At 69.0% G+C, this 19,496-nt stretch carries 21 protein-coding genes; 12 read left to right on the top strand and 9 right to left on the bottom strand.

What is annotated here, in order from left to right; genetic code table 11:
* Positions 1–67: 67 nt before the first annotated feature.
* On the bottom strand, positions 68–1,117 hold the full coding sequence (locus ACAM52_RS09975; RefSeq protein ID WP_095948675.1) for a sulfate ABC transporter substrate-binding protein: 1,050 nt from the start codon (positions 1,115–1,117) through the stop codon (positions 68–70).
* A 138-nt stretch (positions 1,118–1,255) separates the two neighbouring features.
* On the opposite strand from ACAM52_RS09975, the gene ACAM52_RS09970 reads away from it, so the two are divergent.
* The 3 genes from ACAM52_RS09970 to ACAM52_RS09960 are packed head-to-tail and all read left to right on the top strand — an operon-like array spanning position 1,256 to position 4,319.
* Positions 1,256–1,531, top strand: coding sequence for an oxidative damage protection protein (locus tag ACAM52_RS09970; RefSeq protein WP_013541095.1), 276 nt, complete (start codon positions 1,256–1,258; stop codon positions 1,529–1,531).
* Positions 1,532–1,538: 7 nt separating this feature from the next.
* A complete protein-coding gene (gene mnmC, locus ACAM52_RS09965) occupies positions 1,539–3,347 on the top strand; it encodes an FAD-dependent 5-carboxymethylaminomethyl-2-thiouridine(34) oxidoreductase MnmC (protein WP_369646901.1) in 1,809 nt (602 codons plus the stop codon).
* Positions 3,348–3,407: 60 nt separating this feature from the next.
* The gene (locus ACAM52_RS09960; RefSeq protein ID WP_223301327.1) at positions 3,408–4,319 is read left to right on the top strand and encodes a transglutaminase family protein; all 912 of its coding nucleotides are present in this window, start codon (positions 3,408–3,410) and stop codon (positions 4,317–4,319) included.
* A 22-nt stretch (positions 4,320–4,341) separates the two neighbouring features.
* Here ACAM52_RS09960 and ACAM52_RS09955 read toward each other — a convergent pair whose 3' ends face one another.
* The 3 genes from ACAM52_RS09955 to ACAM52_RS09945 all read right to left on the bottom strand — a co-directional run bounded on the left by ACAM52_RS09955 (position 4,342) and on the right by ACAM52_RS09945 (position 7,572).
* On the bottom strand, positions 4,342–5,265 hold the full coding sequence (locus tag ACAM52_RS09955; protein ID WP_369646900.1) for a crotonase/enoyl-CoA hydratase family protein: 924 nt from the start codon (positions 5,263–5,265) through the stop codon (positions 4,342–4,344).
* Positions 5,266–5,365: 100 nt separating this feature from the next.
* Positions 5,366–6,841, bottom strand: a complete 1,476-nt coding sequence (locus ACAM52_RS09950) for an ATP-binding protein (RefSeq protein WP_369647713.1) — start codon at positions 6,839–6,841, stop codon at positions 5,366–5,368.
* Entirely contained in the window at positions 6,841–7,572 is a 732-nt protein-coding gene (locus ACAM52_RS09945) for a response regulator transcription factor (RefSeq protein ID WP_369646899.1), read from the bottom strand. Before ACAM52_RS09945 ends, ACAM52_RS09950 begins: the two co-directional genes overlap by 1 nt.
* A gap of 97 nt (positions 7,573–7,669) precedes the next feature.
* Here ACAM52_RS09945 and ACAM52_RS09940 point away from each other — a divergent pair, with 97 nt between their 5' ends.
* The 4 genes from ACAM52_RS09940 to msrA all read left to right on the top strand — a co-directional run bounded on the left by ACAM52_RS09940 (position 7,670) and on the right by msrA (position 10,233).
* Positions 7,670–8,293 (top strand): cytochrome b/b6 domain-containing protein, encoded by a 624-nt coding sequence (locus ACAM52_RS09940; protein ID WP_369646898.1) that lies wholly within the window; start codon positions 7,670–7,672, stop codon positions 8,291–8,293.
* A complete protein-coding gene (locus ACAM52_RS09935; protein WP_070060849.1) occupies positions 8,290–9,084 on the top strand; it encodes a molybdopterin-dependent oxidoreductase in 795 nt (264 codons plus the stop codon). Before ACAM52_RS09940 ends, ACAM52_RS09935 begins: the two co-directional genes overlap by 4 nt.
* A gap of 108 nt (positions 9,085–9,192) precedes the next feature.
* Positions 9,193–9,444 (top strand): pentapeptide MXKDX repeat protein, encoded by a 252-nt coding sequence (locus ACAM52_RS09930; RefSeq protein WP_369646897.1) that lies wholly within the window; start codon positions 9,193–9,195, stop codon positions 9,442–9,444.
* A gap of 87 nt (positions 9,445–9,531) precedes the next feature.
* Entirely contained in the window at positions 9,532–10,233 is a 702-nt protein-coding gene (gene msrA, locus ACAM52_RS09925) for a peptide-methionine (S)-S-oxide reductase MsrA (protein ID WP_369646896.1), read from the top strand.
* Here msrA and ACAM52_RS09920 read toward each other — a convergent pair whose 3' ends face one another.
* The 3 genes from ACAM52_RS09920 to ACAM52_RS09910 all read right to left on the bottom strand — a co-directional run bounded on the left by ACAM52_RS09920 (position 10,234) and on the right by ACAM52_RS09910 (position 13,067).
* Positions 10,234–10,638: a DUF4189 domain-containing protein gene (locus ACAM52_RS09920; RefSeq protein WP_369646895.1), complete on the bottom strand. Its 405-nt coding sequence runs from the start codon at positions 10,636–10,638 to the stop codon at positions 10,234–10,236. It lies immediately after the preceding gene.
* Positions 10,639–10,860: 222 nt separating this feature from the next.
* Positions 10,861–12,156, bottom strand: coding sequence for an acetyl-CoA hydrolase/transferase family protein (locus ACAM52_RS09915; RefSeq protein WP_369646894.1), 1,296 nt, complete (start codon positions 12,154–12,156; stop codon positions 10,861–10,863).
* Positions 12,157–12,164: 8 nt separating this feature from the next.
* Positions 12,165–13,067, bottom strand: a complete 903-nt coding sequence (locus tag ACAM52_RS09910; RefSeq protein WP_369646893.1) for a LysR substrate-binding domain-containing protein — start codon at positions 13,065–13,067, stop codon at positions 12,165–12,167.
* Between the two features lie 139 nt (positions 13,068–13,206).
* On the opposite strand from ACAM52_RS09910, the gene ACAM52_RS09905 reads away from it, so the two are divergent.
* Positions 13,207–13,611, top strand: coding sequence for a RidA family protein (locus ACAM52_RS09905; RefSeq protein ID WP_095948685.1), 405 nt, complete (start codon positions 13,207–13,209; stop codon positions 13,609–13,611).
* Positions 13,608–14,702 (top strand): NADH:flavin oxidoreductase, encoded by a 1,095-nt coding sequence (locus ACAM52_RS09900; protein ID WP_369646892.1) that lies wholly within the window; start codon positions 13,608–13,610, stop codon positions 14,700–14,702. The genes ACAM52_RS09905 and ACAM52_RS09900 overlap by 4 nt, the downstream gene beginning before the upstream one ends.
* Here the strand turns inward: ACAM52_RS09900 and ACAM52_RS09895 are convergent.
* Positions 14,699–15,871 carry an NAD(P)/FAD-dependent oxidoreductase gene (locus ACAM52_RS09895; protein WP_369646891.1) on the bottom strand — a complete coding sequence of 391 codons (1,173 nt, stop codon included), beginning with the start codon at positions 15,869–15,871 and terminating at the stop codon, positions 14,699–14,701. The two genes, ACAM52_RS09900 and ACAM52_RS09895, sit on opposite strands and share 4 nt — an antisense overlap.
* 77 nt (positions 15,872–15,948) lie before the next feature.
* Between ACAM52_RS09895 and ACAM52_RS09890 the strand changes: the two genes are divergently transcribed.
* On the top strand, positions 15,949–16,842 hold the full coding sequence (locus ACAM52_RS09890) for a LysR substrate-binding domain-containing protein (protein ID WP_369646890.1): 894 nt from the start codon (positions 15,949–15,951) through the stop codon (positions 16,840–16,842).
* A 6-nt stretch (positions 16,843–16,848) separates the two neighbouring features.
* Here the strand turns inward: ACAM52_RS09890 and ACAM52_RS09885 are convergent, their stop codons facing one another.
* Positions 16,849–17,877, bottom strand: coding sequence for an aldo/keto reductase (locus tag ACAM52_RS09885; RefSeq protein ID WP_369646889.1), 1,029 nt, complete (start codon positions 17,875–17,877; stop codon positions 16,849–16,851).
* Between the two features lie 123 nt (positions 17,878–18,000).
* Between ACAM52_RS09885 and ACAM52_RS09880 the strand changes: the two genes are divergently transcribed.
* Positions 18,001–18,465, top strand: coding sequence for a GNAT family N-acetyltransferase (locus ACAM52_RS09880; protein WP_369646888.1), 465 nt, complete (start codon positions 18,001–18,003; stop codon positions 18,463–18,465).
* A gap of 49 nt (positions 18,466–18,514) precedes the next feature.
* Positions 18,515–19,396 (top strand): alpha/beta hydrolase, encoded by an 882-nt coding sequence (locus ACAM52_RS09875; RefSeq protein WP_369646887.1) that lies wholly within the window; start codon positions 18,515–18,517, stop codon positions 19,394–19,396.
* The last annotated feature ends 100 nt before the right edge of the window (positions 19,397–19,496 follow it).

Raw genomic sequence — 19,496 nt, 5'->3', positions numbered from 1 at the left:
CAGGGCGAAGCGATCCCCGGCGCCCTCCCACGGGGTGCCACCAGCGATCGATCCGGAACAGCTGCGCTTACTTCTGCTTGGGCGCGTAAATCTGGTCGAAGGAGCCGCCATCGGCGAAGTGCTCCTTGTCCGCCTTCGCCCAGCCGCCGAAGGCCTGGTCGATGGTCACCAGCGTGAGCTTGGGGAATTGCTTGTCGTACTTGGCCTTGGCCTTGTCCGAGGTCGGGCGGTAGAAGTTGCGGCCGGCGATGTCCTGGCCTTCGTCGGAGTACAGGTACTTCAGGTACTCCTCGGCCACGGCACGCGTGCCCTTCTTGTCGACCACCTTGTCGACCACCGCCACGCTGGGCTCGGCCAGGATGGAGATGGACGGCACGACGATCTCGAACTTCTCGGGGCCGAATTCCTTCAGCGCCAGGAAGGCTTCGTTTTCCCAGGCCAGCAGCACATCGCCCACGCCGCGCTGCACGAAGGTGATGGTCGAGCCGCGCGCGCCGGTGTCGAGCACGGGCACGTTCTTGTACAGGTTGCCGACGAATTCCTTGGCCTTGGCTTCACCGCCGTACTTGCGCTTGGCGAACTCCCAGGCGGCCAGGTAGTTCCAGCGGGCGCCGCCCGAGGTCTTGGGGTTGGGCGTGATCACCTGCACGCCGGGCTTGACCAGGTCGTCCCAGTCCTTCAGGCCCTTGGGGTTGCCCTTCTTCACCAGGAACACGATGGTCGAGGTGTAGGGGGCGGAGTTGTGCGGCAGGCGCTTTTGCCAGTCGGCCTTGACGAGGCCGCCATGCGTGGCCAGGGCGTCGATGTCGCCGCCCAGCGCCAGCGTGGCCACGTCGGAATCGATGCCGTCGATGATCGAGCGGGCCTGCTTGCCCGAGCCGCCGTGCGACTGCTTGACGCTCACGTCCTGGCCGGTCTTGGCCTTCCAGTACTTGGCGAAGGCCTGGTTGTAGTCCACGTACAGCTCGCGGGTCGGGTCGTACGACACGTTCAGCAGCGTCACGGGGCCCTTGGCACCCGCCGCACCCTGCGAAAACGACGGCAATGCCGACAGGGCCAAGGCACCGGCCACGCCGGCACCCAGGGAAAGCTTGATAAAGTCGCGGCGAAGGCTCATGGTGTCTTGCTCTAAAAAGGCATATCAATGAAGCTGCGTATTCTGAATACGACATATAGGAACTGGAACGACCAAGTTTTCAGTTCTTAATAGCCAAATCAACTAAGCAACCGCTTTCCCCCCACAAGAGGCAATCAAATGGCACGCATGGTTCAGTGCATCAAGCTCGGCAAAGAGGCCGAAGGACTCGACTTTCCGCCGTACCCCGGCGACCTGGGCAAGCGCCTGTGGGAAAACGTCAGCAAGGAGGCCTGGGCCGCCTGGCTCAAGCAACAGACCATGCTGGTCAATGAAAACCGGCTGAACCTGGCCGACCTGCGCGCCCGCCAGTACCTGGCGCGCCAGATGGAAAAGCACTTCTTCGGCGAAGGCGCCGACGTGGCGCAAGGCTACGTTCCCCCTCCCGCGGCCTGAGTCCGGCGTGGCCGCCGACGGCACCCCGCTCGGCGCGCGCTCCGGCGACACCTCCCCCCTCGACAACGACACACCGGCGCTTTCGCGCCGTGTGTTTTTGGACGGCTGCGGCCTGCCCGCCGCCTGGTCCGGGCGCCAGCAATGGCGGATTCTCGAAACCGGCTTCGGGCCGGGCCTTCATTTCCTGACAACCTGGCAGGCCTGGCGCGCCGACCCGCACCGGCCGCGCCTGCTGCACTACGTCGCGGTCGACGCCCATCCGGCGCCGGCCGGCGATCTGCTGCGCGCGTCTGAAGCCGACCCGGCCCTGGCACCGCTCGCCGAGGAGCTGGCCCGCCAATGGACCGGGCTGCTGCCGGGCTTCCACCGGCTGGCCTTCGACGACGGCCGCGTGCTGCTCACGCTGTGCGTGGGCGAGCTGCAGCCGATGCTGCGCGCGCAACGCTTCGAGGCCGACAGCCTCTTCCTCGACGGTTTCGGCGCGGCGATGGCCTCGCCCGACACGCTCAAGGCGGTGTCGCGCTTCGCCCGCCAGGGCACCGGCCTCGCAGCCCGCACCGACGACGACGGGGTGCGCCATGCGCTGGCGCAGAACGGCTTCCAGCTCGACCCGCGCCCCGGCAGCTTGCGCGGCGTGTTCGCGCCCGCCTGGACGGTGCGGCGCCGCCAGCCGGTGCGCGAAGGCGTCGACGCGCCCGGCCATTGCGCGGTGATCGGCGCCGGGCTCGCGGGTGCGGCCGTGGCGGCCAGCCTTGCGCGGCGCGGCTGGCGGGTCACGGTGTTCGACGCCGCCGACACGCCGGCCTCGGGCGCTTCGGGCCTGCCGGTCGGGTTGCTGGCGCCGCATGTGTCGTCCGACGACGCCTTGCTGTCGCGGCTCACGCGCGCCGGCATCCGCGCCACCTGGACCGAACTGGCGCAGCGGCTCGACCCCGGCCGCGACTGGGGCGCTCACGGCTCGCTTGAACGGCGCCCCGACGGCGACGTGCGCGTGCCGCCCGGCTGGAGCGCGGACGGGCCGAACGAATCCTGGCCCGCACAGCCCGACCGGCTCGCAGCAGCCGGCCTGCCGCCCGACACGCCGGCGCTCTGGCATGCGCGCGCGGCCTGGGTGCGGCCGCACCGGCTGATCGCCGCGTGGCTGGGCCAACCGGGCGTCGAATTCCGCGGCAACTGCCACGCGGCGCGCCTCGCACGCACGGACAGCGGCTGGCAGCTGCTCGACGATGCCGGCGCCTTGCTCGCCGAAGCCGACCGCGTCGTCGTGGCCGCGGGCTTCGCATCGCACCGCTTCGCACCCAATCTGCCCCTGCAACCCGTGCGCGGCCAGGTCGCCTGGGGCCGCGCGGACCCCGCCGCCCTGCCCGCCACCCCCATCAACGGCGACGGCCACCTGATCGCCGGCGTGCCCGATGGCCAGGCACCGCAGCCGCTGTGGCTGATCGGCGCCACCTTCGACCGCGACAGCACCGATCTCGCCCCCACCGACGCAGACCGCCTCGCCAACCGCGAACGGCTCGCGCGCCTGCACCCCGGTGCCGCCGCGGCGCTGGCGCCCGCCTTCGAACGCGGAGACACCCACGCCTGGGTCGGCGTGCGCTGCGCCTCGGGCGACCGCCGGCCGCTGGTCGGCCCGCTGGCCCCGGGCGCCGACGAGGGCCTGTGGGCCTGCACCGCGCTGGGCTCGCGCGGCCTGAGCTTCGCCACGCTGTGCGCCGAGCTGCTGGCGGCGAAATGGCACGGCGAGCCGCTGCCTTTGCCCGCGACGCTCGCCAAGGCGCTGGGTACGCAGCGGCTCTGGCCCGGATCGGACTGAATCGGCCCGTACGGGCTTCCCGGCTCCCCGGCGCCACGCGCGCACCGCACAATGCGCGCCATGGCCATCCAGTACGACATCACCCACACCACCGTCTACCGCTACAACAAGCCGGTGACCTTCGGCTTGCACCGCGTGATGTTCCGTCCGCGCGACAGCCACGACCTGCGGGTGCTCGCCACCGACCTGCAGGTGAGCCCGCAGGCCCTCACGCGGCTCATTCAAGACCCGTACTCGAACTCCGTCGCGCTGGTGCAGCCGCTGGGCGAGGCGACCGAGCTGCGCATCGTCTGCTCCTTCACCATCGAGCACGTGCCGCCGTCGCAGCGCGACCTGCTCACGCTCGACCCGTCGGCCGAGTTCCTGCCCTTTGCCTATTCGGTGCAGGAGCGCCTGGACCTGGAGCACTACCTGCGCCCGCACCACAACGACGATGCCAACGGCACGCTGATCCGCTGGGCGCACCAGTTCCTGCACACCGACCAGCCCAACAGCACGCGCGACGTGCTCACGCGCATGAACGCGCACATCGGCCAGAGCTTCGAATACAAGGCGCGCGACGAGGAAGGCACGCAGACGCCGCTCGAAACGCTGGCGCTGGGCAGCGGCAGCTGCCGCGACTACGCGCTGCTGATGATGGAGGCCACGCGCCGTCTCGGCATCGCGACGCGCTTCGTCTCGGGCTACCTCTACGACGCGTCGCTCGACAACGACGCCACCGGGCAGGCGCCCGGCGAATCGGTCACCGGCGCTGGCAGCACACACGCGTGGCTGCAGGCCTACCTGCCGGGTGCGGGATGGCTGGCCTTCGACCCCACCAACAACCTCATGGGCAGCGGCCAGCTGATCCGCGTGGGCGTGGCGCGCGACCCCGCGCTGGCGGCGCCCATCTCGGGCAGCTGGTACGGCGACGCCGAGGCCTACGAAGGCCTCGAGGCCACGGTGGTGGTGAAGCGCCGCAAGGGCGGCTGAGCCACCGCGCGAACCATCGCGCTCAGCCGCGCGCAGCCAGCTTCGCTTCGAGCTCGGCGATGCGCGCCCTCGCCTCGTCGCCTTCCGGAATCGGCCGACCGCTGTCGCGCCACTGCACCGCGCTCTTGAAGCCTTCGGCCTCGGCCTGGCGGCGGAACCACATGCCTTCGGGGTTGTGGCGCGTGATGCCGTCGAACATGGTGGCGAACATCTGGGTCTGCTCCAGCCCCATCGAGTGCCAGACCTGGTTGACGACCATCTTGTGCATCATGAGGTGCGAACTGGGCACGCCCGCGATGCGCTGCGCGAGCGCCAGCGTGGCCTCGTCGAGCTGCGCCGCCGGCACCGCGAAGTTGGCCAGGCCCCAGTCGGCCGCCTGCGTGCCGGTGATGGTGTCGCCGGTGAACATGAGCTGCTTGGCGCGCAGCGCGCCGAGGCGGTAGGTCCACATGGCGGTGGTCGGGCAGCCCCACACGCGCGTGGGCATGTAGCCGATGCGTGCATCGTCGGCCATGGTGAGCAGGTCGCAGCACAGCGCGATGTCGCTGCCGCCGGCCACCGCGTAGCCATGCACCTTGGCGATGGTCGGCTTGCGGCAGCGCCACAGCGACATGAAGTCTTCGGTGTTGCGCTTCATGGCGGCGTAGTCGAGCATCGGGTCCCACGGCGTTTTCTCCTGCCGGCAGGGATGGTCGCCCTGGCCTTCGCGGCCGTGGCCTTCGGCGTAGTCGCCCAGGTCGTAGCCGGCGCAGAAGGCGCGGCCCGCGCCCTCGACCACGATCACATGCACCTCGTCGTCGGCCTCGGCCCATTCGACCGCGCGGCGGATGTCGGTCGGCGTGCTGTCGCCGATGGCATTGAGCTTCTCGGGGCGGTTGAGCACGAGGCGCGCGATGCGCGGGTGCTGCGGGTCCTTGTCGATCAGGACGGTCTCGAAAGCGGGCATGGTCGGTGGTCTCCTTCTGTTCTTGGGGGGTGATGCCGCTTCGCTTGTAGCATCGCCCGCCGCCCGCTGGCAAACCCGACTCACGCCGGCTTCAACGCCTTCAGCGCGCTGTGGCGCCCCCGAGCCGGAACAGGAACACCGCACCCTTGCCCGGCTGCGGCACGAGCCGGATGTCGCTGCCGTGCAGCTGCAGGATGCGCTGCACGATCATCAGCCCCAGCCCGCCGCCGCGCGCACCGCCATCGGCAAAGGCCGGCCGCGTGAACAGCCCCTTCTGCAGCTCGCCCGGAATGCCGGGGCCGGTGTCGCTCACCTGCACCGCCACGCCGGCGTCGGACGGGCGCAGGCGCACCTCGATCTCGCCGCCGGCCGGCGTGTGGCGGATGGCGTTGTCCAGCAGGTTGGTCAGCACGCGCTCGATCATGCCGAGGTCGGCCGACACCACGGGCAGGTTCGGCGCGATGTCGGGCTTGAGCTGCTGGCGCCGCGCCTCGGCCGCGAGCTCGAACTTCTGGAACACGTCCTGCACGAGGTCGGCCAGCGCAAAGTTTTCTTTCTCGGGCTTGACCACGCCGTACTCGAGCCGCGCCAGCTCGAACACCTCCTGCGCGAGCCGGCCCACCTTGCGGCTCTGGCCGAGCGCAATCTCCAGGTAGCGGCGGCGCTCTTCCTCGCTGAGCGTGCCGGCCTTGAGCAGCAGCGTCTCGAGGTAGCCGTGCAGCGAGGTGAGCGGCGTGCGCAGGTCGTGCGAGATGTTGGCGAAGAGTTCGCGGCGCTGGCGGTCCTGCAGGCTGAGTTCGCGCCATTGCTCGGCAATGCGGCGCGTCATCTGCGCAAAAGCCTGCTGCAGCTGCGCGATCTCGTCGTCGGCGTGGCGCGGCGGCGCGGGCATGGGCGCCTCGCGCTCCAGCGCCTCGATGCCCTCGGCCTCGAAACGCCGCACCGCCGCCGTCAGCTCGCGCAGCGGCCGCGTGATGAGGCGGAACGCCACCAGCCCGGCGATGAGCCCCAGCAGCGCCACCAGCGCCATCGACCACAGCGTGGTGCGCAGCACGGTGTCGGTCGAGAGGTTGGCGGCCAGTGCGTCGTGGTCTTCGCCTTGCAGCACCACGTACACGTAGCCGGCATCGCGCCCGCCCATGCGCAGCGGCGCGGCGCTGAAGACCTTGGCGCCGTCGGGGCTGCGCGGATCGTCGCCCGCAATCGGCAGCCGCTCGCCAGCCAGCAGCCGGCGGATGGGGCCGAGCGCCACCTTGTCGCGCTTGAGGTGCCCCGGCGGCGCGGCCTGGGCCTCGATGTGGCCGTCGGGCCCCAGCACGTAGACCTCGACGCTGGGGTTGACGGTCATGAGCTTGTCGAACAGGTCTTTCACCGCCACTGGGTCGAGACCGCCCGGCTTCATGAGCTCAGTGTTCTGGGCGATGTGGGCCGCGAGTCCCAGCGACAGGCGCTGAGTCACCTCTTGCGCGTGCTGCGCGCCGGCGCGCATCTGCAACCACGCCGAGGCCCCGCAGCAGGCCAGCAGCAGCACCGCGAACGCGATCGACAGCCGCCGCGACAGCGTGGCCCAGGCCATCATGGAACTTCACCTTTTGGCGCAGCGTCATCGGTCGCGAGCTTGTAGCCGCGCCCCCACACCGTGAGGATGCGCCGCGGCGCGGCCGGGTCGGCCTCGACCTTGGTGCGCAGCCGGTTGATGTGCGTGTTGACCGTGTGCTCGTAGCCGTCGTGCTGGTAGCCCCAGACCTGGTTGAGCAGGTCGAGGCGCGAGAACACCTTGCCGGGGTGGCGCGCAAAGAAATACAGCAGGTCGAATTCGCGCGGCGTGAGCTCGATCGGCTTGCCGTCGATGCGCACCTCGCGCGCCAGCGGCTCGATGTCGAGGTTGCCCAACGTGAGGCTGCCCGACTCCAGCCGCGCGTTGCGCGCCAGCGCGTCGGTGCGCCGCAGCAGCGCCTTCACGCGCGCCACCAGCTCCAGCACCGAGAAGGGCTTGGCCAGGTAGTCGTCGGCGCCCAGCTCCAGCCCGAGGATGCGGTGCACCTCGCTCGAGCGCGCGCTCACGATGATGATGGGCGTGTAGCGCGCCATGGCACGGGCGCGGCGGCAGATTTCGAGGCCGTCGATGCCGGGCAGCATGAGGTCGAGCACCAGCGCGTCCCACTGGCCGCGCTCCAGCGCGCGCAGGCCCGCGTGGCCGTCGGCGGCGTGCTCGACCGCATAGCCCTCGTCGCGCAGGTGCATTCGCAGCAGCTCGGCAATGTGGGCGTCGTCCTCGACGATCAGCACGCGTTTGGCGGTGTCCATGGCCGCGATTGTCCCGCGAGACGCCCTCCGGAGTTATCACGAATCTTTGAACTTTGCGTGATGAATCGGCGAGGGGGTGCGCCCAACAATCCGGCCCATGCAGACACGCGCCGCCCCCGACCACCGACCGATCCACCCGCTGTGGATGCGCGTCACGCACTGGCTCAACGCGCTGGCCGTGCTGGTGCTGGTGACCAGCGGCTGGCGCATCTACAACGCGGCGCCCTTCCTTGCCTTTCGCTTCCCGGCCTCGATCACGCTGGGCGGCTGGCTCGGCGGCGCGCTGCAGTGGCACTTCGCGGCGATGTGGCTGCTGGTGTTCAACGGGCTCGTCTACCTGGTGCTGAACCTTGCCAGCGGGCGCTTCGCGCGCAAGTTCTTCCCGCTCACACCAGCCGGTCTCTGGCGCGATGCGCGGGCCGCGCTCGGCGGCAGGCTCTCGCATGCCGACCCGCGCCACTACAACCATGTGCAAAAGCTCGCCTACCTGTTCGTGATCGTCGACCTCGTCGCGATCGTGCTGTCGGGGCTGGTGCTGTGGAAGTCGGTGCAGTTCCCGCTGCTGCGCGAGCTGCTGGGCGGCTACGAAGCCGCGCGCCGCGTCCACTTCGTGGCGATGGCCGCCCTGGTGGCTTTCGTTGCCGTGCACCTCGTGATGGTGGCGCTCGTGCCCCGCACCCTGCTCACCATGCTGCGCGGTCGCGCGCCCCACACCCCATGAGCCTCTTTTTCAAACGCCCTCCCCTGGTCGGTGTCGACGGCGACGCCGTGGTGCGCGAAGCCCGCGCCCTCATCGAGCGCCAACTCGACGCCCCCTCGCGCCGCCTGTTCCTGCGCCGTTCGCTGACGCTGGGCGGCCTGTCGATGCTCACCGGCTGCAGCATCAGCGACGACAGCCACGTGGAAGCGGCGCTGGCGAAGGTCTCGCGCTTCAACGACGAGGTGCAGGGCTGGCTCTTCAGCCCGACGCGGCTGGCGCCGACCTACACCGAAGCCGAGATCACGCGCCCCTTTCCGTTCAACGCCTACTACGGCGAGGACGAGGTCCGTGAGGTCGACGAAGCCACCTACCGCCTCGAAGTGAGCGGCATGGTCGCCGACAAGCGACGCTGGACGCTCGCCGAGCTGCGCGCCCTGCCGCAGCAGGACCAGATCACGCGCCACATCTGCGTCGAAGGTTGGAGCGCCATCGGCAAATGGGGCGGCGTGCGCTTTGCCGACTTCTTGCGGCACGTGGGTGCGGACCTGAGCGCGAAGTACGTCGGCTTCCAGTGCGTGGACGACTACCACACCAGCATCGACATGCCCACCGCGCTGCACCCGCAGACGCTGCTGACGCTGAGCTACGACGGCCAGCCGCTGCCGCCGAAGTACGGCTTCCCGATGAAGCTGCGCATGCCGACCAAGCTTGGCTACAAGAACCCGAAACACATCCAGGCGATGTACGTGACCAACACCTATCCCGGTGGCTACTGGGAAGACCAGGGCTACAACTGGTTCGGAGGGAGCTGAGCAGCTGCCACAGCCGCTCGACTGCCGAAGAAAGCGCGAGGCCGTGTCTCCATCGGGGACCGCGCCGATCTTGACAACAAAACCCAACCTCAACTCAGGAAGACTCTCATGAACAAGCTCACCGCCACCCTCCTCGCCACCTGCATGGCCTTCGCCGGCGCCTCGGCCTTTGCCGCGGACGACATGGCCAAGGACGGCATGAAGAAGGACAGCATGGCCAAGGACGGGATGAAGAAAGACGCCATGGGCAAGGACGCCATGAAGAAGGACGGCATGGCCAAAGACGGCATGAAGAAAGATGCCATGGCCAAGGACGAAATGAAGAAGGACGCGATGGGCAAGGACGAGATGAAGAAGTAAGCCGCCTTCTCACCGGCCCCGCCGCCATTGACGGCCGGCGGGATCGGGATCACTGTTCCTTTCCTGCGCTCCCTACGAAAGACCGCCATGAAATCCTTCGCCATCGCCGCCGGCGCGCTCGCCGCCGCCTTCGCCTGGCACGCGGCCCCCTCCTTCGCCGAGACCGCGCGCCGCGTGCCCGCGCCCACGGTCGACCTCACCGTACCTGCGGGCGCCACCACCGCCACCGCCGTGTTCGCAGGCGGCTGCTTCTGGGGTGTGCAGGGCGTGTTCCAGCGCGTCGAGGGCGTGAGCAATGCGCTCTCGGGCTACGCGGGCGGCGAGGCCCGCACCGCGCGCTACGACGAGGTCGGCTCGGGCCGCACCGGCCATGCCGAGGCCGTGCGCATCAGCTACGACCCACGCAAGGTCAGCTACGGCAAGCTGCTGCAGATCTATTTCTCGGTGGCGCACGACCCGACCCAGCTCAACCGCCAGGGCCCCGACACCGGCCCGCAGTACCGCTCCACCGTGTTCGCCGAAAACGCCGAACAGGCCCGCATCGCCAACGCCTACATCGCCCAGCTGAACCAGGCCAAGGCGTTCGGCAACAAGCCGCTGGCGACCACGGTCGAGGTGTCCAAGCCCTTCTATGCGGCGGAGGACTACCACCAGGACTACCTCACGCTGCACCCGAACCAGCCCTACATCGCGATCAACGACCTGCCGAAGATCGACGACCTGAAGAAGCTGTTCCCCGAGAGCTTCAAGGCCACGCCATCGCTGGTGCGGGCGGCCAAGGCCAGCTGATCAGCGATTGACGACCAGCGCGTTGCAGCGCGCGGTAACGACCTTGCAGTCCTTCGCATGCGCGGAGCACTCCGCCATCGCTTCCGCCTGCGCCGCGCTTTGCAGCTTGCTGGCCTTCATCGACAGCACGTTGCGGCCCATCACGACCACGCCGCAGCCCTCCTGCCAGGTCAGCGTCATGCTGCGGCAGCCGGCGGCGGTGCCGCCGTTGCCTACGCACTGGGCGATGGCGTTGTTTTCAGCATCGGCCTGGGTCGCCCGGTTGTCGACCCCGCCGAAGGCGCCCTTCGACTTGTCGATGACGTACGCGCCCCATTTGTAGGAGAAGGTGGGGTCGGGCGGCGGCGGCGCCAGGTACTCGTCGGGGTCGCTGTAGCGGCCCGTGCCGCCGGGCAGTATGGGCACGGTGTCCCGGGGTGGCGGCCGGCTGTTGTGTGGCCAGCCCGGCGCGTTCGGTGGCGGGCATCCCGGCTGGCCCGGTCCGCTGCAAGCGAACGCCTGGCCGGACAGCACGCAGGCCGCGCCCAGCAGGAAAAGATGTCGCAAGGAGATGCTCATCGCAGCGAATGTAGCCGCCGCCCGGACCGCACAGGAGTGCCCTAAGTCACGCCCTGCCCCCTACGAAACTCAAAGCAGTTTGGCCTGCTTCGCCTGCTCCGCCAGCTCCGCCCGGAAGTTCGGGTGCGCAATCGCGATCAGCTCCTGCGCGCGCTGCTTGGCCGACTTGCCGCGCAGCTGCGCCACGCCGTATTCGGTGACGACGTAGTTGATGTCGTTCTTGCTCGTGCTCACATGCGTGCCCGGCGACAGCGAGGGCACGATGCGCGAGATGGTGTCGTCCTTGGCCGTCGAAGGCAGCACGATGAAGGCCTTGCCGCCGCGCGAACGGTTGGCCGCGCGCACGAAGTCCGACTGCCCGCCGGTGCCCGAGTACGGCGCATGGCCCAGGCTCTCGGAGCCGCACTGGCCCAGCAGGTCGATCTGCATGGTGGCGTTGATGGCGATGAGGTTGTCGTTCAACCCCGCCAGCGCCGGGTCGTTGGTGAAGTTCACCGGGTGCATCTCCAGCCCCGGGTTGCGGTCCATGAAGCGGTACAGCTTGCTGGAGCCCAGCGCGAAGGTCGCGACCGACTTGCCCGGCAGGTAGTTCTTGCGGCGGTTGGTGACCGCGCCGCTTTCCACCAGCGTGAGGATGCCGTCGCCGATCATCTCCGTGTGGATGCCCAGGTCGCGCTTGCCCGTGAGCTGCATCACCACCGCATCGGGAATGCCGCCGTAGCCGATCTGCAAGGTGGCGCCGTCGTCGATCAGGTCGGCCACGTGCTTGCCGATGGCTTCCTGCACCGGGCCGATCTTGGGCAAGCCGACTTCCATCACGGGCTCGCTGCTTTCCACCAATGCCGCCACCTGCGAGATGTGCACGTGGCAGTTGCCATGTGCGTAGGGCACGTTGGGGTTCACCTCGAGCACGACCGCGCGGGCCTTCGCCACGGCGGCCATCGTGTAGTCGGGGCCCAGGCTCAGCGCGAAGTAGCCGTGCGCGTCCATCGGCGAAGCCATGCTGAACACCACGTCGGCCGCGATCTGCCCGCGCTCGATCTGCGCCGGGATCTCGGAGAAGTAGTTCGGAATGAAGTCGATCCAGCCTGCCTGCCCGCCCGCGCGCGTGGCACCGCCGAAGAACAGCGCGACGTGGCGCACGTGCTCGACCGTCTCGGGGTCGATGTAGGCGTACTTGCGCATCGCCAGGATCTGCGCCACCTTCACGTCGCGGAAGTCGCGGCGCTGCTCGGACAAGGCCGTGAGCAGCGAGGGCGGCTCGCCGACGCCCGTGGGCACGATGATCATGTCGCCGTTGCGCACCTGGCGCACGGCATCGGCGGCGGAAACGCGCTTTTGCGCGTACAGGGTCTGGGCAGTCATGCCTGCCACTATGCCTTCTTTTCGCCGCCGCCGAACTCGCGGTGTACCCAGTCGCGCAGCACGTCCGTCGCGGGGCGGGTGGCGGCGCGCGGGCTGTAGACCAGGTCGTAGCGGTAGCTTTCCACCGACAGTTCGAAGGGCTGCACCAGCAGGCCCGACGCCAGCTCGTCGGCCACCAGCGCCAGGCTCAGCAGGCCGACGCCCTGCCCCGCGACCGTGGCCTGCACCGCGTGGATCTCTTCGGTGAACGACAGGCCGGCCTGCGCATCGACGTCGGTGCGGCCCGCGCGCGCGAGCCAGGTGCGCCACACGGGCGCCAGCGTTTCGTCGCGCCCCGCGCGGCCCCATTCGAAATGGATCAGCGAGACGGCGCGCAGGTCTTTCTTGGCCGCGACCGCCAGCGCGGGGCTGCAGACCGGCGCGTAGTGATCCTGGAACAGCGGCTCCACGACCAGGTCGGCGTAGCGGCCGTTGCCGTAGCGGATCGCCGCGTCGGCCTCGGTGTCGAGGTCGACGACCTGGTTGGTGGCGTCCAGCCGCAGCGTCCATTCGGGGTGCAGGTCGCGGAAGGTGCCCGCGCGCGGCGCCAGCCGCCGGGCCATGAACCCGACCGTGGACGACAACGTGGCGATGCGCGTGCCCTTCAGCCGGCGCACGCCGTCGACGGCGCGCTCGAAGCTGTCGAAGCCGTCGCGCAGCGCGGGAAACAGCTGGTGGCCGGCGGCCGTCAGGTGCACCTGCCGCGTGCCGCGTTCGAACAGGCGCACCTCGAGCGTTTCCTCGAGCTGCTTGATCTGGTGGCTGACGGCGGTGGGCGTGACGTGCAGTTCGTCGGCGGCGGCCTTGAAGCTCAGCCGGCGGGCCGCGGCCTCGAACACGCGCAGTGCGCCCAGGGGAGGAAGTCTTCGCATCCATACAGATTAGCTCAACTCATCCATCGGCTGAAAAATCAGCCTTTGTCGGGTGGCCTCTTCATCCCTAAATTTCAGGGGTCGCGGGAAGAAATCACTTCCACGGCTGATCTGAAATTCACCATAGAAGGCACCTGTCATGCAACTCCAACCCAAGCAAATCCACACGCAGCCTGACCCCTACGCCCCCTTCCTGCTCTCGCAGGCCATCCAGCTCGGCAACCTGGTCTTCGTCTCCGGCCAGGCCGCGATCGGCGACGACGGCGAGATCGTCGGCAAGGGCGACTTCGACCGCCAGGCCGAGCAGGCCTTCAAGAACCTCGACCGCGTGCTGCGGGCCGCAGGCACAACCCTGGGCAGCGTGGTCAAGGTGACGATCTTCCTGACCTCCATGGCGAACTTTCCGAAGATCGTCGAACTGCGCCGTCAATGGTTCTCGGCGCCCTACCCGGCCGACACCATCGTGGAGGTCTCGGGCCTGTACTCGCCCGACGCGATGATCGAGATCGAGGCCATCGCCGTCGCGCCCGGAGACGCCCGATGAGCACGCCGCTGCTCGCGCCGGCGAAGCTGCACGGCCTGCAGCTGCCCAACCGGCTCGCCGTGGCGCCGATGACGCGCGTCAGCGCCTCGCCCGAGGGCCACGCCAACGGCACCATGGCCCGCTACTACGAGCGCTTTGCGCGGGGCGGCTTCGGCCTCGTCATCACCGAAGGCATCTACACCGACACTGCGTACGCGCAAGGCTATGCCCGCCAGCCCGGCCTGAGCGACGGCGAACAGGCCCACGCGTGGCGCCCGGTGGTGAAGGCAATCCAGGACGCGGGCGGGCGCGCCATCGCGCAGCTCATGCATGCGGGCGCGCTGTCGCAGTTCAACCGCTTTCGCGACCACACGGCGGGGCCATCGGCCGTTCGTCCGCTGGGCACGCAGATGACGGCCTACCGCGGCGAAGGCGACTACCCGGTGCCCCACGCGATGACCGATGCCGACATCGCCGGGGCGATTCGCGGCTTCGCCCGGGCCGCGCTGCTGGCGATGGAAGTGGCGGGCTTCGACGGCGTGGAGATCCACGGCGCGAACGGCTACCTGCTCGACCAGTTCCTGAGCGGCCACACCAACACGCGCACCGACCGCTGGGGCGGCGCCCTCGCGCAGCGCGTGCAGCTCACGGTCGAGGTGGCGCGCGCCGTGCGGCAGATGCTGGGCGCGTCGGCGCCGGTCGGCGTGCGCATCTCGCAAGGCAAGGTCAACGACTTCGGCCACAAGTGGCCGGAGGCTGAAGCCGGCGCGTCGACGGTGTTCGGGGCGCTGGCGCACAGCGGCATCGACTACCTGCACGTCACCGAGTTCGAAGCCTGGCGACCGGCCTTCGGCGATGCGGGACCGAGCCTGCTGCAGCTCGCGCGCCGCCACGCGCCCGGCGTTGCGATCGTCGCCAACGGTGGCCTGCACGATCCGGGGCGCGCCGAAGCGGCGCTCGCGGACGGCGCCGACTTCGTGGCGCTGGGACGCGGCGCGCTGTCGAACCCCGACTGGCCGAAGCGGTTGAAGGAAGGCCGCGCGCTCGCCGCCTTCGACCCGGCGCTGCTGTCGCCCGTGGGGGACATCAAGCCAGCGGAGCAGCAACCCTAGATGATGTTCTTCTCGCGCAGCGGCCGGTTCTCGAGGATGCGCGCGAACGACAGCGGCGACAGGTCGAGGCTGCGATAGCCGCCGAAGCGGATCAGCTCCGCGATGCCGCGCCCCGCCGCCGGGCATTGCTGCAGCCCGTGGCCCGAGAAGCCGTTCGCGAAGTACAGGTTGTCGCAGTCCGGGTGCAGGCCGAGGATTGCGTTGTGGTCGAACACGTTCATCTCGTAGTAGCCGGCCCAGGCGCCCGTCATGCGGACGGCCTCGAAGGCCGGGATGCGTTCGGCCAGCGCCGGCCAGATGAAGCTTTCGAAGGCCTCGTGGTCGACTTCGAGCGGCGCGTCGTCGGGGTCTCGGTCTTCGGGCGGCGCAAAGCCGCAGATGAACTGGCGACCTTCGGGCCGCAGCCAGATGCCCGAGGTGTCGATGACCAGCGGGCAGCCCGGCAAGGCGCTCGGGCATGAAAAGCTGAACACGCTGCGGCGTCGCCCGTGCACGGGCAGCGCGATGCCGGCCCACTGCGCAACCGGCGCCGCCCACGCGCCCGCCGCGTTGACGACGATGTCCGCATGCAGCGTGTCGCCGCCGTCGAGCTGCACGCCGGTGACGCGGCGCCCCTCGCGCCGCAGGCCCGTCGCCTGCGCCTGCACATAGCGCACGCCTTGCGACACCGCTTTCTTGCGAAAGGCCTGCAGCAGGCTGTAGCCGTCGTACCAGCCCTCGCCCGAAAGGCCGAGCGATGCGAGCGCGATGCCCTCGGTCGAGAGCCACGGGAAGCTCGCCTTCAGTTCCTCGGGCGTCAACAGCGCCACGTCCACCGCGTGCGCCTTCTGCATCGCGTGGTTCTCGCGCAGCACGTCGACGCCTGCCGGCGAGGCCAGGTACAGGTAGCCCGGCTCGACCAGACCGATGTCCGGCGCGTCGTCGCTCACGCGCAGTGTCTCGCCCAGCGTGCGAAAAAACTCGATGCCGTAGAGCGACATCTCGATGTTGATGGCGGTGGAGAACTGCTGGCGGATCGAGCTGGCCGACAGCGCCGACGAGGCTTGTCGGTACGAGAAGTCGCGCTCCACCACCGTGATGTCGAAGGCCTCGCCCGTCGGGTCGGCGCCCAGGAAGTACGCGATGGCCGAGCCGATGGCCCCGCCGCCGATGATCGCCACACGCCGCATGTGATGCCTTTCCGTGTCTTCGATGTGCGGGCCCGGGCCGTTGCCCGGGCCGCGCACGCTCCCGCCAGAATAGCGCGATGAGAAAAGACATTCCCAACCTCGGCGCGCTGCAGGCCTTCGAGGCCTCGGCGCGCCTGGGGAGCTTCACCCGCGCGGCGACCGAGCTGGCGCTCACGCAAAGCGCGGTCGGGCGCCAGGTGGCGATGCTGGAGCAGCGCCTGGGCGTGCCGCTGTTCTCGCGCGTGCGCAAGCGGCTCACGCTCACCGACGTGGGCCGCGAGTACGCCGCGCGCATCCGCCGCCACCTCGACCAGATCCGTCGCGACACGCTGGAAATCAGCGCCGGCCACGAGATGGGCTTCGTGCTCGAGCTGGCCGTGGTGCCGACCTTCGCCACGCAATGGCTCATCCCGCGGCTGCCCGACTTCAGCCGGCTGCACCCGAACATCACGGTGAACCTGTCGGCGCGCTCGCAGCCCTTCTCGTTCCAGGAAAACGCCTACGACGCGGCGATCTACTTCGGCGACCAGTTCTGGCCGAACACGCGCGGCGGGCTGATCTTTTCCGAAGGCGAGATGGTGCCCATCTGCAGCCCCGCGTTCCGTGACGCGCACGCCCGGTGGGACGAAGCCGGCTTCGAGCGCTGCCGCCACGTGCACCTGAGCACGCGCGCCCATGCCTGGCGCGACTGGTACGCGCACCAGGAATGGGAGTACACCGTGCACGCCTCGCGCGGACCGCGCTACGAGCTGTTCACCATGGTGGTGGCCGCCGCGGCGGCGGGCATGGGCGTGGGGCTCGCGCCGCGCATCCTGGTCGAGCAGGAACTGCGCACCGGCGAACTCGTGATCCCGGTGGACCGGCACCTGGACGTGCACCAGGGCTACTACTTCGCGTACCCCGAAGGCCGGCCGGCCTCCGGGGCGCTGGAGCAGTTCAAGCAGTGGGTGCTGGGGCTGACACCCGACTGAACCCGGTCAGACGGGGTTCGGGTTGCGCTCCTTGAAGCCCTGCTGGTGCCAGTACGGGTAGGTGCGCGTGGTCGCGCTGGCCGCGTCGAGCTCGGCCACCTGCGCGGGCGTGAGGTTCCAGCCCACCGCGCCGAGGTTCTGGCGCAGCTGCGCCTCGTCGCGCGCGCCGACGACCACGCTGGACACCGTCGGGCGTTGCAGCAGCCAGTTGAGCGCGACCTGCGGCACCGTCTTGCCGACCTCGGCGCCGACTTTTTCCAATGCCTCGACCACGCGGTACAGCAGCTCGTCGGGCACGGGCGGGCCCATGTCGGCCGTCACGTGCAGGCGGCTGTTGGCCGGCAACGGCTGGCCGCGGCGGATCTTGCCCGTGAGCCGGCCCCAGCCCAGCGGGCTCCAGACCACCGCGCCCACGCCCTGGTCTTGCGCCAGCGGCATCAGCTCCCACTCGTACTCGCGGCCCACCAGCGAGTAGTACGCCTGGTGCGCCACATAGCGCGCATAGCCGCGCTGCTCCGACACCGCCAAAGACTTCATCAGGTGCCAGCCCGAGAAGTTCGACGCGCCCACATAGCGCAGCTTGCCCGCGCGCACGAGGTCGTCGAGCGTGGACAGGGTTTCTTCGACCGGCGTGCTGGCGTCGAAGCCGTGCAGCTGGAACAGGTCGATGTAGTCGGTGCCCAGCCGCTTCAGCGACGCATCGACCGCCTGCACGAGGTGATGGCGCGACGAGCCCACGTCGTTCGCCCCCTCGCCGCTGCGGAAGGTGGCCTTGGTCGAGATCAGCAGCCGGTCGCGCGGCCGACCCTTGATCGCCTCGCCCAGCACCGATTCGGCGGCGCCGCCCGAGTAGATGTCGGCGCTGTCGAACATGTTCACGCCGGCGTCCATGCAGATGTCGATGAGCGTGCGCGCCTCGGCCACGTCGGTGCTGCCCCATGCGCTGAAAAACTCGCCCTTGCCACCGAAGGTGCCGGTGCCGAAGCTCAACACGGGGACCTTGAGGCCTGATTTGCCCAGATGACGGTATTCCAAAGTTCTACTCCTTGAATCGAACGAACAACGAACACGGATGAATGACGCGGCCATTGTTGGCCGCCGCGCAGAACCCCGTCGCGCGTCGGGCTTTGCGGTGCTTCGGCTCGCTACGATCGAACGATGCAGATCTCGATCGAAAACCCGAACCAGCCCGACGTCATCCAGCTCATCGATGACCTCGATGCGTACCAGAAGCCGCTGTACCCGCCCGAGAGCCACTACGGCATCGACATTGCCGCACTGTCGGCCGCGCATGTGCTGTTCGCCGTCGCGCGCGACGCGGCCGGCACGGCCATCGGCTGCGGCGCCGTCGTCATGAACCCCGGCTACGGCGAACTCAAGCGCATGTACGTGCGCCCGCAGAACCGCGGGCAAGGCGTCGCGGCGAAGGTGCTGGGCTTTCTCGAAGCCGAAGCGGCGACGCGCGGATGCGCGATGTTCCGGCTGGAGACGGGCGTGAGCCAGCCCGAGGCGCTGGCCTTCTATGCGCGTGCGGGGTATGCGCGGCGCGAGCGCTTCGGCGACTATCCGGACGATCCGTTGAGTGTGTTCATGCAGAAGACAGCGACACCCCATCGCCCCTAAGATCGCCCCCGGCTTCCGTCACCACGGTCATCACCATAAGGAACACCACATGCAGACAAGAGGGATTCTTCGCCGGCTCATGTTCACCGCGGGCTGCGCCCTGCTGCTGGGGTTGTCAAGTTGCGGCGGCGGAGGGGGTGGTGGGGGCGGCGGAGGCGGTGTGGCGATGCTGCCGTTGCCACCGGTCGGCGGCACACCGACACCACCGCCCGCGGACACCGGACGCGGCCGGGTGGTCCAGGCCTCGGTGAAGTCCGAGGCCACGGGTGCGACCTATCCCCTGCACATCTACCTGCCGTCGGGTTACGACGGTGCAACGACGACGTACCCCGCGATCTACATCACCGATGGCGATGCGGTCTTCAACCAGAGCGTGACGCGCTTCCAGAACTTCACGGACATCCTCGAGAAGGCCGGCAAGAAGGCCATCGTCGTCGGCATCGGCGGCACGGCGCGCCGTAACACCGACTACCTGATGCCCGGCGCCAAGCCGTACCACGACTTTCTGACCGACCAGCTGGTGCCGTATGTCGAATCGAACTACCGCGCCAACCCGGCCAAGCGCATGCTCTCGGGCCTGTCGAACGGCGGCGTCTTCACGCTCATCGCCTTCTTCACGGAAGGCGCGGCCGGCAAGTTCACCTTCCAGTACTTCTTCCCCTCCGATCCACCCGTCAAAGGCGCCAGCGCGCAACTCGAGCCGCTCGAAAGCCAGATGTACGCCAACAGCAGCACGCGGGAGATTCCTGTGACCTTGCTGTTGGGCTTCGCCGCTGCCAACACAGGCGGCCCGGAGATCACCGCCTTGCACGACAAGATCGCAGCGCACAACTACAAAGGCCTTCAGTTGAGCGTGAAGGGCTACCCCGGAGGGCACACGCCGATGGACTTGCCGTCGTTCGAGGACATCGTGGCACGGTTCATCGATTGAGGCGCGGGGTGTCGACCCAGGGTTTTTCCTAGCCCGTGAGCGTGTCGAATCGCAGCGGGCTCATCCGACGTCATCACAGAGGGTCGTCCTCTGTACTTCA

The sequence above is a fragment of the Variovorax sp. V118 genome (genome assembly GCF_041154445.1).
GTDB lineage: Bacteria > Pseudomonadota > Gammaproteobacteria > Burkholderiales > Burkholderiaceae_C > Variovorax > Variovorax boronicumulans.
This window is presented reverse-complemented; position numbering and strand designations above follow the sequence as displayed.